The following is a 14761-nucleotide window of genomic DNA, read 5'->3' as shown; positions in this document are numbered from 1 at the left end:
GTCACAGACCTCGGGTGCTCCATTCAGGGATGGTATGCACGGGTGTCCCCCGAACACCGGCAGTGCCCCCATGATCGCAGAAGAACCCCGTCAGTTTTCCCCTCCACGCAGCCGCGCTGGCGCCTTGCGCGAGCCGGCGCGCGTGTTCGAGGCGATCAAGCGCGAGGCGGTGACCACGCTCGGTGGCGTGCTGTCCGGGTTCTGGGGCACGATCGAGGAGCAGGTGCGCCTGGAGGCGCTGGCCGGCCACGACTACAGCGGCGCGCAGGACGACCGCATGGCGGTGATGGCGCTCGGCCATCGTGCCCTGGAGCTCGCCACGCGCTATCGCGACTCGCTCGAGCGCGAGTTCGATGCATGGCGCAAGCCGCCGGTCGAGCGCGGCGGCGACAAGTCGCTGAGCCTGATGTCGGAAGGCGAGCTGGAGATCCACCTCGCCGGCCAGCACACCACCGAACTCCTCGACCACCAGTTCCTGCACCCGCTGGAACTGATGGACGAGCGCCTGCAGGCGCTGGCGACTGCGCTCGGCGTGGAGGGCAAGCGCGCGAACCCGGTGCGCCCCGAGGCCACCGTGGCGGCGTTCGTGAACCTGTTCGGCGCGGAGGACCTCACCCGCGGGCTGCGGCCGCTGGTGTTCAACCAGTTCGACAAGCGCCTGCCGGAAGTGCTGGGCGAACTGTACGAAAAACTGAACTCGATGCTCGAGGCGGCCGGCTTCGGCTATGCGCTGGCATCCGATGCGCCGGCGCGCGGTCGCGGGCGGGACACCGTGCATTCGGGCGGAAGCGCACCCGCTGCGCCCGCCGCAAGTGGGATGGACGGCGGCGGCCAATGGGTGCCCGACGGCGGCATGGTCGAGCACATGGGCAGCGCGCAGGCAGGCGGGCCGGCCGGCGGAATGGCCGCCCCGCAGCAGGGCTTTGCCGGCGGCGCGGCGGATGGTGGGGCTCACGGCGGTGGGGGATACGCGGGCGGCGGCATCGGTGCCGCGATCGCCGCCGGCGGAGGCATGCATGCGGCGATGGCCGAAGGGCGTGCGCCGCGTTATCGCGACGTGGTCCGCGAGCAGCTCCGCCACTGGCGCGCTGCCGGAAACGATTCCGACGCCTGGAGCCCCGCTGCCGGCGGTCTCGCCGAAGGCGCCGCGGCGATGGCCGCCGGCGTGCAGGTACTGCGCACCGAGGACCTGCTCAGCGTGGCGCAGATCCTGCAGGGCGACGATGCCAGCCTGTACACCGAGGCACTGGCCGCCAGCGATTCGCGCGAATTGTCGCGGGTGATCCGCGAGGCGATCCTCGGTGGCGTGCGCCAGCTCGGTTTCGATCCCGACGCCACCCATTTCAGCGTCGACGAAGAAGACGCCATCGACCTCGTCGGCATGCTGTTCAGTTCGTTGAGCGACTCCACCGAACTGGCCCAGCGCGCGCGCGACTTCTACGGCCGGCTGGTGGTGCCCTACCTGAAGGTCGCGCTGACCGACGATTCCATGTTCAACCGCCGCAGCCATCCGGCGCGGCGCCTGCTAGACGTGCTCACCGAAGCCTGCGACGGCAACGCCGGCGAGACGCCCCACGACCGCGAGACGCTGGACCGCGCCGAGCGCGCCGTCGACCGCGTGGTGGAGGAATACGACGACGACCAGGCGATCTTCGAGCTGGCCGCCAGCGAGCTGCGTGACCAGCTGGAGCAGCAGCGCCGCCGCACCGACCTGGCGGAGAAGCGCGCCGGCGAAGCCATCCACGGGCGCGAGCGGCTGCAGCAGGCGCGCGCCCATGCCGCAGACATGGTCGCGTCACGGTTGGCCGGGCGCAGGCTGACCACGCCCGTCGCGCATTTCCTCGACCGCCACTGGCGCCACCATCTCACCCAGGCCTGGCTGCGCGAAGGCCACGGCACCGATCGCCACCACCAGGCCATCGCGGTCGGTGACGCGATGGTCCAGGTCGATGCCGACGCCGCCCAGGCGCGCGGACGCGTGGTCGCCGAGCAACTGCTCGCCCTGCAGGTCCCGCTGGGCGAGTGCTATGGCAGCTGCGGCATGGATGCGACCGCCGCGCGCGATGCCATGGCGCGGATCATCGCCGCGCTGGGACTGCCGGATGCGCCGCGCAAGGTGCACCACCCGGAGCAGGCGGTCGACGAGGTCGAAGCGGCCGACGACGCGTCGCCGCTGTCCGCGCTGCACCTTGCGGGCGGCACCGACACGCTGGCCTTCGACCCCGACATCGCCGCGCGCATGCGTCGCCTGCGCGTGGGCCAGGGGCTGCGGCTGATCGAAGAGGACGGCCACGAGACCGCCGCGCGCATCGCCTGGATCAGCCCGCTGACCGGCCGTTTCCTGGTGGTCAACCGCCGCGGCGTGCGCAGGATGGTGGTGTCGCCGGAAGAACTCACCGTGCTGGTCGCGCGCGGGCGCGCCGTGATCCGTTCGGTGGACGCGCCCTTCGACCAGGCGATGAAGCAGGTCTGGCAACACCTCAACCCGCGGCAGGTGGCTCAAGCCGGCGGCTGAGTCCGGAGGTCGGCGTACGTTTCCGGTGTTGAAGCGTGTCGCAGGTCACGTTGTATCGGCTATCGTGTACGTCTCCACGCCGACCCGTGACCACCACGTATGCGAACGCCCCAAGGATCCGGCGGCGAAGCGGTTGCCGGAGCGCAGCGCGCAGCGGCCCCGCCGGCGCAACAGCTCGACGCGCTCCGCCAGGAGTTTCGCGCGCGCCTGCAGCCGTTGCTGGCCGAGGCGCAACTCGCGGCGGAAAAGGACCTCCAGCAGATGTACGCCGAGGCGCCCGACGTGGCGGTCGGCGATGCGCTGGCCAACGTGGCCATGCTGCGGCGCGATGCGCTGCGCCATGAGCGGCGCTGGCAGGCGCGGATCGACGCGGCATTCGCCGGATGGCCTGCGCGCGCGCCGACCGCCGATGGCGATCCCGCGGCCTATGCGTTGTTGTCCGAAGGTGAACTGAGTACCCAGCTGATCGGCCAGCCGGCGATCGAGGCGCTGCAACGCCGGTTCGCCGATGCGCTGTCGGTCGTCGAAAGCCGGCTGGTGTCGCTGGCCGCGCGCATGGGCGGCGATGGCCTGCCGGCCAATCCGTTCGCGCCGCCGGTGGTGGTCGATGCGTTCCTCTTGGCATTTCCGCCGATCGACTGCGAGCCGCTGCTGCGCCAGTCGCTGCTGCGCCATTACGAGCGGCTGTGCGGCACCCACCTCGGGCCGGCCTACGCCTGGCTCAACGGCGCGCTGGCCGCTGGCGGCTTCGCCATGCTCGGCGGCAGCGTGCACGCGGCCATGGTCTCGCAGCCGGTGGGTACCGCCGAAGGGGCGTCATGGCGCGGGCGCGATGGCCTGGCGCCACGCGGACCCGATGACGGCACCGCCACGCCGGCCAGCCGTGGCGGCGACGCCATTGCGATGCGCGGAACCCTGTTGCGCGCGCTGGTGCGCGCGCGACGACCGGCGCGGGCGGCCGACGACACCCGCCGCGCGTTCGGCGACCGCGAGTTCCTGGCGGTGCTGTCCCTGTTGCAGGGCAGCGAGACGCCGACGCGCTGGCCACCCGCCGATCCGGCGCCGTTCGCGCTGCAGCTGCGCCGCGCCATGCTGGCCGGTGCCTCCGGCCTGGGCATGGGCGTGGACGCGGCGCTGCCGTCGGCGGCGCAGGACGACGCGCTCGACATCACCGCGCTGCTGTTCGACGCGCTGCGCGCATCGGCGTGCCTCGCTCCCGGCGCCGAGGCGCGCCTCACGCGCCTGGCCTGGCCGTGGATACGGCTGGTGCTGGACGATCCGCAGCTGTTCGACACCGAGGCGCATCCGGCAGTGTGCGCGCTGGCCACCATTGTGACGCTGTGGGATGGCAACCCGGGCAGCGGCGACGACGCGGTGTTGCATGCGCTGGCGGATGCCGCGGCGGACGCGATCGCCAACGGCTACCAGGGCGAAGCCGCCGTCATTGAGCGCGCGCTGGGCGAGCTCGATGCCGGCAGCGCGCCGATGCTGCGCCGCGCCGCCATCAGCGAGCGGCGCGCATGGCAGGCGCTCGACGGCAGCGAACGCCTCGAGGCCGCGCGCCGCTTCGCCGACGCGACGCTGGTGGCACGCATCGGTGATCGTGCCGTGCTGCCGGTGGTCGGGGCGTTCCTCGCCGGGCCGTGGCGTGGCGCGCTGGTCCAGGTGCGGCTGCGCGAAGGCACCGGGTCGGCCCGCCACCAGGAACTGCTGGAACTGGCCGATGGCATGCTCCGGCTCGACGCCGATGCCGCGCGTGCGCGCGGTGCCGCCGTGGCTGACGGCCTGCTCGCCCTGGAAGCGCCGCTGCGCGCCTGCCTGGGCACCCTGGGCGAGGACGGCGGGGCCATCGACATGCTGCTGGTGTCGCTTGCCGCGGGGCTCGCGCTTCCGGATGCACCACGCGCCAGGCCCGAAGCCGCCCCGCTGGTCGCCGACAGCGACGCCGATGCCGGACAGGCGGATGACGCGGCGCCCGGGTCCGCACCTGGATCCCTGACCGGCGCGGCTCCGGAGGTCGGCGCCGTGCTGGTCGCGCGCGACCAGCACGGCGCGACGCGTCACCTGCGCCTGGCGTGGCGCAGCCCGCTCACCGGCCGCTGCCTGCTGGTCACCCGCCAGGGCGCGCGCCACGCCGTGCTTTCGCCATCGAGCATGGCGGCGGCGCTTGCCAGCGGCGAACTCGTTGCACGCGCCGGCCCCGATCCGGTCGAAGCCGCCCTCCGCGGCATCCTCGGGGCGTAAGCGCGCCAGGCCTCCTGCGCGACTCCACGCGCGTCCGCCGCGCGTCGCACGGCAGCGGTGCATTCGCTAGGATGGCCGCTGCGCATCCGGGGGAGCAGGCATGGCAGTCAAGATCGGCATTGCACGCGAGTCCGCGCCTGCTGAACGGCGCGTGGCGCTTACTCCAGAGACCTGCAGGAAGCTGGTCGCCGCCGGCGCGGGCGTGCTCGTCGAACGCGGGCTGGGCACGCGCGCGCATTTCAGCGATGCCGCGTACGCCGACGCGGGCGCGACCCTGGTCGACGACGGCGCCGCGGCGCTGGCCGATGCCGACCTGGTGTTGTGCGTGCAGGCGCCGCCACCCGCGGTGCTGGCGACGCTGAAGCGGGGAGCCGCGATCATCGGCCAGCTGCAACCCGAGGCCGAACCGGCGCGCGCCGAGGCGATCCGCGCCGCCGGCCTGCTGGCATTTCCACTCGAGCGCCTGCCGCGCACCACCCGCGCCCAGGCGATGGACGTGCTCAGCTCGCAGGCCGGCATGGCCGGCTACAAGGCCGTGCTGCTGGGCGCGCAGCTGGCGCCACGCTTCTTCCCGATGCTGACCACCGCCGCCGGCACCATCCGCCCCTCGAAGGTGCTGGTGGTCGGTGCCGGCGTGGCCGGCCTGCAGGCAGTCGCCACCGCACGGCGCCTGGGCGCGCAGGTCGAGTGTTTCGACGTACGCCCGGAAACCCGCGAGCAGATCGAATCGCTCGGCGGCCGCTTCCTCGATCTTGGCGTGAGCGCGGCGGGCGAGGGCGGCTACGCGCGCCAGCTCACCGAAGACGAGCGCGCTGAACAGCAGCGCAGGCTCGGCGAACACCTGAAGACCATCGACGTGGTGGTCTGCACCGCGGCGGTGCCCGGGCGACCGGCACCGCGGATCATCAGCGCGGTGATGGTGGCCGGCATGCGCGCCGGCAGCGTGATCGTCGACCTGGCGGCCGAGACGGGTGGCAACTGCGAGGCGACCCAGCCGGGCCGGACGGTCGACGTCGATGGCGTGACCGTCGCGGGCCCGCTGGACCTGGCCAGCAGCGGCGCAGTGCACGCCAGCGAGATGTTCGCGCGCAACGTCTTCAATTTCGCCTCGCTGCTGCTGCGCGACGGCGCGCTGGTGTTCGACTGGAGCGACGAGCTGCTGGCAAAGACTGCCTGGCCGCCGCGCGATGCCTGAGCGCGGCGCGCGCCGGAGCGCACGCGCGCTGGCCCGCGACGCTCAGCGCCGGGGGGCGGGCGACCGCTCGGCCGGCGGGTTCTCGGCGACCCAGGCGCGGCGCTGCTCCGCCGTCATTGCCTTCCAGCGCTCGCGCAGGGCGCGACGCTCGGCCTCGGGCAACGTGCGCAGCTTGCCGTACAGCGCCCGCGTTTCGGCCTGTTCCGCCGGGCTCATGCCGTGCCAGCGATCGGCGCCGTGGCGCGCGCGCTCGCGCTGCTCCGGGGTCATCTGCTGCCAGCGCCGCGCGTGGGCCAGCATCCTGGCGCGGCGTTCCGGCTTGTCGTCCCAGCGCTGCCTCAACGGTGCCAGCAGGGTTTCGCGCTGTTCGCTGTCGAGCTGGTCCCAGGCCGGGAGCGGTTCGCTCCTTGGCGGTGCCTGCGCGGCCACGGGCAGGGCGAGCGCCAGCACGAGCGGCAGCAGCAGGGCGGTAAGGCGTCGGATGTGCATGTGGTCTTACTCCATCGCCAGCGGCAGGGCGTCCTGGGACGCCAGCCACAGGAACAGGTCGGGGTCTTCGTCGAGGGTGGCGAAGGCTTCATACGGTTCGCCGCCGGCGTCGGCGCCAGCGGTCGTGGCAAGGGTCGCGGCGCCGGTCACGGCCTGCTCGCTTCCCGGCTGGCGCAGGCCGACGGCGAGCGCGAACACCGCCGTGCAGGCCGCCGCCAGCGACCAGCCTGCGATCCGCGCGCCGCGCGCGGGCGCCGGCGACAGGCCGCGGGCACGGCGGATGCGCAGCTGTTCCAGGGTGCGCGTCGGCACCTGTCGCACGGCCTGCGCATGCAGCGTGCGCACCTTGCGGTCGAAATCGTCTTGGGTGGTCATCGGAAATCCTCCAGTCGCTTCTGCAGCGCGCCACGTGCGCGCGACAGGTGTGTCTTGACCGAGCCCTCGCCGCAGCCCATGACGCGCGCGGTCGTCGCGACGTCGAGCTCCTCCAGCACGCGCAGGGTGAACGCCTCGCGCTGGCGCCGCGGGAGTTCGCGCAACGCCGCCGCGAACACCCCGTAGGCCTCGCGGCCATCGTGGCTGCGCGACGGGCCGGGGCCGTCGTCGGCCCATTCCACGCCGGCGTCCTGGCGCTCGTCCGCCGAGGTCAGCCAGCCCAGCCGGAACGTGCGCCGACGCTGCGCGTCGACGATCCGGCTGCGCAGGATGGTCCAGAACAGCGGCGTCCATTCCGCCGCCGGACGCTCGCGGTAGCCGAGCATCTTCACCATGGCGTCCTGCAGCACGTCCATGGCGTCGTCGCGGTGGCGCAGGCCGGCCTCGGCGAAGCGGAACGCGCGCGGGGCGATGGCGTCGAGGAACTGCTCGAGCGTCTCCGCCGGCGGCACGGGCGCGGCAACGGCGGCGTGCGCGGCGGCGGCAGGCATGTCGGCGGGATGGCCCATGCCGTCCAGCATAGCCAGCACGCCAGGCGCGCGGTGTTGCTGCATGCCGCCATCCATTCCACGCCTCCCGGTTCGGGTCCGGGGTGGTCAACGCGTCGCGACGCCCGCGGTTGACAGCGGCGTCGCGCCCGCCGCCACGGCGGTTATGATCGGGCGCAGGGCAGCCTGGGGAAAAAGCGGATGAGCGACGGTTTCGTGGCCTTGTACATCTTCATGCTGGCGGCGATCGCCGGCAACGTGATCATCTCGCGGGTGCCGGTGATCCTGCACACGCCGCTGATGTCCGGCAGCAACTTCATCCACGGCATCGTGCTGATCGGCGCCATGCTGGTGCTGGGCCATGCCGACACCACGCTGGAAAAGGCGATCGGGTTCGTCGCGGTGCTGCTGGGCGCCGGCAACGCGGCCGGCGGCTACATCGTCACCGAGCGCATGCTGGACATGTTCAAGCCGAGCGCCAAGCCTGCCGCCAAGCCAGGCGCCGCGCCGTGACCTGGGACCTCGCGGATGTGCTGATGCTGCTGGTCAAGGCCAGCTACCTGGTGGCCGCCACCCTGTTCCTGCTCGGTCTGCAGCGCATGGCGTCGCCGCGCACCGCGCGCAGCGGCATCCGCTGGGCCGGGCTGGGCATGGTGATCGCGACCGTCGCCACGCTGTTCATGCCGGGGCTGCAGAACATCGGCCTGATCGTGCTGGCCACGGTCATCGGCATCGCGTCGACCTGGGTGTGGGGCAAGAAGGTGGCGATCACCGACATGCCGCAGATGGTCGCCCTGTTCAACGGCATGGGTGGCGGTTCGGCCGCGGCCATCGGCGCCGTCGAATTGCTGCGCTTCTCCGGAGCGGGTCCTGACGCCACGCCGCCGATGACCGCGCTGGTACTCGGCACGCTGGGCGCGCTGATCGGCGCGGTGTCGCTGTCGGGCTCGGTCATCGCCTGGGCCAAGCTCGACGGGCGCATGGACCGGCGCTTCACGTTCCCGGGCCAGCAGGTGTTCAACGCGCTCGTGTTCCTGGCTGCCGTGGTGCTGGGCGCGATGGCCATCCACACCCTCGACGTGCCGGTGATCGTCGCGTTCTTCATCGTCGCGCTGGCCCTGGGCGTGCTGATGACGCTGCCCATCGGTGGCGCCGACATGCCGGTGGTGATCTCGCTGTACAACGCGCTGACCGGCCTTGCGGTGGCCTTCGAAGGCTATGTGCTCGGCAACGAGGCGCTGATCATCGCCGGCATGATGGTCGGCGCCGCCGGCCTGCTGCTGACGCGGCTGATGGCCAAGGCCATGAACCGCTCGATCGCCAGCGTCCTGTTCTCGAGCTTTGGTGCCACGGGCGAGGCGCAGGAGATCACCGGCGCGCAGAAGCCGATCGAGGCCGCGGACGTCGCGGCGATGATGGCCTACGCCGAACGCGTGGTGATCGTGCCGGGTTACGGCATGGCCGTGGCGCAGGCGCAGCACAAGATCTGGGAGCTCAGCCAGCGGCTGATCGAGCGCGGGGTGAAGGTGCGCTTCGCCATCCACCCCGTCGCCGGGCGCATGCCGGGGCACATGAACGTGCTGCTGGCCGAAGCCGGCGTGCCCTACGACCTGATCGTCGACATGGACGACATCAATCCCGAGTTCCCCAACACCGACGTCTCGCTGGTGATCGGCGCCAACGACGTGGTCAACCCGGTGGCCCGGACCGATCCGGCCAGCCCGATCTACGGCATGCCGGTGCTCGACGTGGTCGACTCGAAGAACACCATCGTGATCAAGCGCGGCAAGGGCACGGGCTTTGCCGGCATCGAGAACGCGCTGTTCTACGCCGACAACACGCGCATGCTCTATGGCGATGGCGCGGAAGTGGCCAGCGCGCTGGTCGCGGAGCTCAAGGCGCTCGACGGCGGGCACTGAAGCGCGCCTCCGCCACCTGGCGGGCGCGCCGCGCGCGGACTCAGCGGCAGGTCACCGCGGCCACCACGACCCCCGCGCCCAGCCACGCCAGGTCGACGGCGCCGTTGGCCAGCCGCGCCAGCAGCCAGCCGTGCTCGAATCCGAGGCGGCCGAGCGACGTCCATGGCGCGAGGCCGGTGACCTTGCCGAGTTCGGCGGCGACGATGCCCCAGTTGGCCAGCACGATCGCCAGCGCCGTTGCCAGCACGCCCCAGGCGGCACGTGCCATGCCGGGCTGCATGCGCGCCATGCGCAGCAGCAGGGCGGCGTCGAGCGCGGCCAGCACCGCCATCCAGCTGCACTGCCGGCCGGTGGCCTGCGCCAGCAGCACCCAGGCACAGGCAAAACCGATGCCGCCAGCCAGCGCCAGCGTGGGCGCCAGCCGGGATCGCATTGGGGTCATGGAACGCTGCACCGCTCGGGGCGGCACAGGATAGCGCCCTCGCGGCGCTAGAATGGGCGCCTTGCATCATGCCGTCCTCGGCCACACATCCCCGACATGTACTCCCGCAGCAGCGAACCCGTGCGCCTCGAGCGCGACTGTGCCGCCGTGCTCGTCCCCCAGGGCGACGAGGTGACGTTGCCGGCCGGCAGCATCGGCTACATCACCCAGGCGCTGGGCGGCAGCTATACCGTCTACATCGAGGGCAACCTGTTCCGCATCGCCGGGCCCGATGGCGACGCGATCGGCAAGGAACCGCCGGAACCGCTCGAACTCGAGGAAGGTGCCGACGATGCCGCGGTCGAGCGGCTGGTATGGCAGCAGTTGCGCACCTGTTTCGACCCCGAGATCCCGATCAACGTCGTCGACCTCGGGCTCGTCTACGAAGCCGTGGTCACCCATCGCGACGATGGCCAGCGCGAGGTCGCCGTCAAGATGACGCTGACCGCACCCGGCTGCGGCATGGGCGACATCCTGGTGGACGACGTGCGCAGCAAGCTGGAGATGATCCCGACCGTGGCCGAGGCCGACGTCGAGCTGGTGTTCGACCCGCCGTGGGGCCGCAACATGATGTCCGAGGCCGCGCGCCTGGAAACCGGGATGCTCTGAGCGGGGCCCGCCGGGCTGCGGCGGGTCGCTCGCGGCCCCGAAATTCGCGTTTTGAGACGTCGTCCACATTTCCGGTGTGGCCGCGGCGCGTGCCTGCGCTTGTGTGAACGCCAGGCTGTCGCGTAGCGTCACTTCGCGGACAATCTGGTCAGTCCGTTTCGCATCCGGCAGGATCGTGAACGGGGAGGGGTCCCGGACAGCCGTCCTGCCGGCAACAGCCGCCAAGCGGCAACGCCACATCTCCCGGGACCATCCAACATGACCGATCACTCGAACCGCCGCGTGCGCCTGCATGCGCTTGCCGTTGCCACCACCATTGCGCTGTCGTCGCTCGCGGCCACGGCCGCCGACCGCATCAACGTGACTGGCCTGCAGGCCTCCGAGTTGCACGATCGCTTCATCGTCAAGTATCGCGACGGCAGTGCCGAACACGCCCAGGCCGCGGTCCGCGATGCCGCGCTCAAGTCCGCGGCGGTCGCGGTGCCCGATGCAAGCCGCCTGCGCGCGGGCGCGCCGCTCGCGCTGCGCCATGAGCGCCGCATGGCGGTCGGTGCCGAAGTCGTGCGCAGCAGCCGCAAGCTGGACCGCGTCGAAGCCGAAGTGCTGATGCGCCAGATCGCGGCGAACCCGAACGTCGAGTACGTCGAGGTCGACAAGCTCAACAAGGCGGCCCTGACCCCCAACGACACCAATTTCAGCCAGCAGTGGGGCTTCGGCACCACGCCGGCCGGCATCCGCGCCACCCAGGCCTGGGATGTCACCACCGGCACCGGTGCCGTGGTCGCGGTGCTCGATACCGGCATCACAAACCACAGCGACCTCAACGCGAACATGCTGCCGGGCTACGACTTCATCATCGACACCGCCGTCGCCGGCGACGGCAACGGCCGCGACGGCGACGCCAGCGATCCCGGCGACTACTCCGGCGGCTATTCCTCGAGTTGGCACGGCACGCACGTCGCCGGAACGGTGGCCGCGGTGACCAACAACGGCAAGGGCGTCGCCGGCACCGCGTTCGGTGCCAAGGTGGTCCCGGTGCGCGTGCTTGGACGCGGCGGCGGCTACGACTCCGATATCGCCGACGCGGTGATCTGGGCGTCCGGCGGCACCGTCAGCGGCGTGCCCGCCAACGCCAATCCGGCGGAGGTGATCAACCTCAGCCTCGGCGGCACCGGCACCTGCGGCAGCGCAATGCAGACCGCGATCAACGGCGCGGTCGGCCGCGGCACGACCCTCGTGATCGCCGCGGGCAACAGCAATGCCAACACGTCCGGGTTCTCGCCGGCCAACTGCAACAACGTGATCGCGGTGGGCTCGATCACCAGCACCGGCGCGCGCTCCAGCTTCTCCAACTACGGCGCGCTGGTCGACATCGCAGCCCCCGGCTCCAGCATCATGTCCACGCTCAATTCGGGCACCCAGGGCCCCGGCAGCGAGAGCTACGCCAGCTACAGCGGCACCTCCATGGCGGCGCCGCACGTGGCCGGCGTGGTCGCGCTGATCCAGTCGGTGTCCAACCCGGCCAAGACGCCCGCGCAGATCGAGGCGCTCATCAAGAGCACCGCCAGCGCATTCCCGAGCACGCCCTCGCAGACCATCGGCGCGGGCATCGTCAACGCCAAGGCCGCCGTGGACGCCGCCGGTGGCGGCACCGCCAACACGCCGCCGACCGCGAACTTCAGTGTCAGCACCAGCGGCCTGGTGGCCAGTTTCACCGACAGTTCGTCGGACAGCGACGGCAGCATCGCCGCGCGCAGCTGGAACTTCGGCGATGGCAGCAGCTCCACCGCGACCAATCCCAGCAAGACCTACGCGGCGGCGGGCACCTACAGCGTGACCCTGACCGTGACCGACAACGGCGGCGCGACCAGCAGCCGCACCCAGTCGGTGACGGTCAGCAGCGGCGGCGGTGGGGGCAGCGTGCTGCAGAACGGCGTGCCCGTGAGCGGCATCGCCGGCGCGGCGTCGAGCACGCAGTCGTGGACGATCAGCGTACCGGCCGGCGCCAGCAACCTCACCATTGCCAGCAGCGGCGGCACCGGTGATGCCGACCTGTACGTGCGGTTCGGTTCCGCACCGACCACGACGGCGTACGACTGCCGCCCGTACCGCGCCGGAAACGCCGAGAGCTGCAGCTTCGCCACCCCGCAGGCGGGGACCTACCACGTGATGCTGCGCGGTTACTCGGCGTTCTCCGGCGTCACCCTCACCGGCAGCTACACGGCGGGCGGCGGCGGCGGTTCGACGCAGACCTATACCAATGGCACCGACTACGCGATCAACAACAACGCCACGGTGGAGAGTCCGATCACGGTCTCCGGCCGCAGCGGCAACGCGCCGGCGTCGACGCCGGTCGCGGTCAACATCGTCCACACCTACCGCGGCGACCTGAAGGTCGACCTGGTGGCGCCGGACGGCAGCGTCTACGTGCTGCACAACCGCAGCGGCGGGAGTGCCGACAACATCAACTCGACCTACAACGTGAACCTGTCCAGCGAGGCGCGCAACGGCACGTGGAAGCTGCGCGTGAACGACAACTCGGCCGGTGACACGGGCTACATCAACAGCTGGAGCGTCACGTTCTGATCGATCGCTTGATCTGACCGGCCCCTGTCCGGTTACAGTCTGTTGCCCCGGCCCCGTGCCGGGGCAGCATTCCGTCAACGGTCGGCCAGACCCACTGCGGGGAAGCAGCAATGAGAAGAATGAATCGGGTCTGCCTGGCGGTGTGCGCGCTGCTGGTGGCAGGCAGCGCCATGGCGGCGGGGAACAAGGCGGCACCAAGGGGCCTGCCGGCCGAACACACGGTCGAGGTGCTGCGCATGCCCGCCGTCGACGCGGCCAGGCTGCGTGCCGAGGACCGCGCCACCGCCCGTGGCGACGCGCCGGCGCGGTTCGCGTTCGCGCACGCGGTCGACATCACGCCTGACAGCGCGGGTGACTGGGACGCGGTGGGCAAGGACCGGATGGTCTGGCGCCTGCGCATCGAGTCGCCCGGCGCGTTGTCGCTGAATTTCGGATTCAAGGCCTACCGCATGCCGGAGGGTGGCGAGCTGCGCGTCTATCCCGCGGGCCTGCCCAACGCGCATCCAGCGGAACTGGTGAGCGTGTTCACCGCCGCCGACAACAAGCCGCACGGCCAGCTGTGGACCCCGGTCGTGCCGGGCGACCATGCGGTGATCGAGGTCTCGGTGCCGGCCGCGCGGGTCGGCGAGCTGAAGCTGGCACTGGCGAGCGTCAACCATGACTACGTCGGCTTCGGCCGCATCGCGCGCGAGGCGGCGCACGAGGTCAGCGCCATGGGCGTGTCCGGTGCCTGCAACATCGACGTGGCCTGCCCGCAGGGCGATGCCCATCGCCCGCAGATCCGCTCGGTCGGCGCGTACTCGCGCTTCGGCACGTTCTACTGCACCGGCTCGCTGCTCAACAACACCGCCAACGACCGGCGCATGCTGTTCCTGACCGCGCACCACTGCAGCATGGGCACGCCGGCGGCCGCGGCCAGCATCGTCGTGTACTGGAACTACCAGAATTCCACCTGCCGGATCCCCGGCAGCGCGGCCAGCGGCCAGAACGGCGATGGCTCGCTCGCCTGGAACCAGACCGGCGCGCAGGTGCGTGCGACCCACTCCGCGTCCGACTTCACCCTGCTGGAACTCGATACCGCGGCCAATCCGGCGTTCAACCTGTACTGGGCCGGCTGGGACCGCCGTGACGTGGTGCATGCCAACGCCGCAGGCATCCACCACCCGCGCGTGGCCGAGAAGCGCATCACCCATTCGGTCGCGCCGCTGGCGGTAAGCGGCTACTTTGGCGCAGGCAGCAGCCACTACCAGGTGTTCTGGGAGCCGGGTGGCATCGGCACCACCGAAGGCGGCTCCTCGGGATCGCCGTTGTACAGCCCGGAAAAGCGCGTCGTTGGCCAACTGCACGGCGGCCTCGCCAGCTGCAGCACCACCGGCGCCAACCACAGCGACTACTACGGTCGGATCTTCACCTCGTGGACCGGCGGGGGAACCGCGGCGACCCGGCTTGGCGACTGGCTGGATCCGACCGGCAGCGGCGCGGGCGTCCTCGATGGCGTGGACGGCAGCGCCACACCCAACCAGGACCCGACCGCGTGGTTCGCATTCCAGCGTGACGGCGGCCTGGCCATCCGCTTCGAGGATCGCTCCAGCGATGCGGACGGCAGCATCGTGGCCTGGCACTGGGACTTCGGCGACGGCACGACCTCCACCGCCGCCAACCCGACCCGCACCTATGCGGCCAAGGTCTTCCATCGGGTCACCCTGACGGTCACCGACGACCGCGGCGCCACGTCCAGCGCGACGCGGAACGTGCGCCCCGGGACGCGGCTGTGAGGCGCGCGCTTGCCAGCGGGATGGC

General features: G+C 71.5%; 12 protein-coding genes and 1 pseudogene. 9 read left to right on the top strand and 4 right to left on the bottom strand.

Translation table 11 applies throughout. The features are described from left to right. Positions 1-124: 124 nt before the first annotated feature. From IDM46_RS10085 to IDM46_RS10075, 3 genes are all read left to right on the top strand, one after another. Positions 125-2515 carry a DUF1631 family protein gene (locus tag IDM46_RS10085; RefSeq protein ID WP_221441872.1) on the top strand — a complete coding sequence of 797 codons (2391 nt, stop codon included), beginning with the start codon at positions 125-127 and terminating at the stop codon, positions 2513-2515. 99 nt (positions 2516-2614) lie between these two features. Continuing rightward, positions 2615-4759, top strand: a complete 2145-nt coding sequence (locus tag IDM46_RS10080) for a DUF1631 family protein (RefSeq protein ID WP_185115608.1) — start codon at positions 2615-2617, stop codon at positions 4757-4759. 100 nt (positions 4760-4859) lie between these two features. Beyond that, positions 4860-5954: an NAD(P) transhydrogenase subunit alpha gene (locus IDM46_RS10075; RefSeq protein ID WP_185115607.1), complete on the top strand. Its 1095-nt coding sequence runs from the start codon at positions 4860-4862 to the stop codon at positions 5952-5954. 42 nt (positions 5955-5996) lie between these two features. Here IDM46_RS10075 and IDM46_RS10070 read toward each other — a convergent pair whose 3' ends face one another. The 3 genes from IDM46_RS10070 to IDM46_RS10060 are packed head-to-tail and all read right to left on the bottom strand — an operon-like array spanning position 5997 to position 7399. After that, positions 5997-6443: a DUF3106 domain-containing protein gene (locus tag IDM46_RS10070; protein ID WP_185115606.1), complete on the bottom strand. Its 447-nt coding sequence runs from the start codon at positions 6441-6443 to the stop codon at positions 5997-5999. A gap of 6 nt (positions 6444-6449) precedes the next feature. Then, complete coding sequence (locus IDM46_RS10065) at positions 6450-6818, bottom strand: hypothetical protein (protein WP_185115605.1); 369 nt, start codon at positions 6816-6818, stop codon at positions 6450-6452. After that, positions 6815-7399, bottom strand: coding sequence for an RNA polymerase sigma factor (locus IDM46_RS10060; protein ID WP_185116073.1), 585 nt, complete (start codon positions 7397-7399; stop codon positions 6815-6817). Before IDM46_RS10060 ends, IDM46_RS10065 begins: the two co-directional genes overlap by 4 nt. Before the next feature lie 168 nt (positions 7400-7567). Between IDM46_RS10060 and IDM46_RS10055 the strand changes: the two genes are divergently transcribed. Both IDM46_RS10055 and IDM46_RS10050 read left to right on the top strand, forming a co-directional pair. Further along, a complete protein-coding gene (locus IDM46_RS10055; RefSeq protein WP_182825173.1) occupies positions 7568-7879 on the top strand; it encodes an NAD(P) transhydrogenase subunit alpha in 312 nt (103 codons plus the stop codon). Positions 7880-7902: 23 nt separating this feature from the next. Further along, positions 7903-9285: an NAD(P)(+) transhydrogenase (Re/Si-specific) subunit beta gene (locus IDM46_RS10050; RefSeq protein ID WP_182825331.1), complete on the top strand. Its 1383-nt coding sequence runs from the start codon at positions 7903-7905 to the stop codon at positions 9283-9285. A gap of 40 nt (positions 9286-9325) precedes the next feature. On the opposite strand, the gene IDM46_RS10045 is transcribed toward IDM46_RS10050, so the two are convergent. After that, positions 9326-9727: a hypothetical protein gene (locus IDM46_RS10045; protein ID WP_182825175.1), complete on the bottom strand. Its 402-nt coding sequence runs from the start codon at positions 9725-9727 to the stop codon at positions 9326-9328. A gap of 96 nt (positions 9728-9823) precedes the next feature. Here IDM46_RS10045 and sufT point away from each other — a divergent pair, with 96 nt between their 5' ends. The 4 genes and pseudogenes from sufT to IDM46_RS10030 all read left to right on the top strand — a co-directional run bounded on the left by sufT (position 9824) and on the right by IDM46_RS10030 (position 14736). After that, entirely contained in the window at positions 9824-10375 is a 552-nt protein-coding gene (gene sufT / locus IDM46_RS10040) for a putative Fe-S cluster assembly protein SufT (protein WP_185115604.1), read from the top strand. Positions 10376-10633: 258 nt separating this feature from the next. After that, positions 10634-12259: pseudogene (locus IDM46_RS10035) on the top strand (S8 family serine peptidase); the annotation flags it as partial. A 3-nt stretch (positions 12260-12262) separates the two neighbouring features. Continuing rightward, positions 12263-12961 (top strand): proprotein convertase P-domain-containing protein, encoded by a 699-nt coding sequence (locus IDM46_RS13585; protein WP_223878070.1) that lies wholly within the window; start codon positions 12263-12265, stop codon positions 12959-12961. Between the two features lie 119 nt (positions 12962-13080). Continuing rightward, positions 13081-14736 (top strand): PKD domain-containing protein, encoded by a 1656-nt coding sequence (locus IDM46_RS10030; RefSeq protein WP_185115602.1) that lies wholly within the window; start codon positions 13081-13083, stop codon positions 14734-14736. Positions 14737-14761 lie beyond the last annotated feature (25 nt).

Origin of the sequence: Luteimonas sp. MC1825 (assembly GCF_014764385.1) — a bacterium.
In the GTDB taxonomy this organism is placed as follows: domain Bacteria; phylum Pseudomonadota; class Gammaproteobacteria; order Xanthomonadales; family Xanthomonadaceae; genus Luteimonas.
The sequence above is the reverse complement of the archived record's forward strand: the minus strand, read 5'-3'. Positions and strand labels throughout refer to the sequence as shown.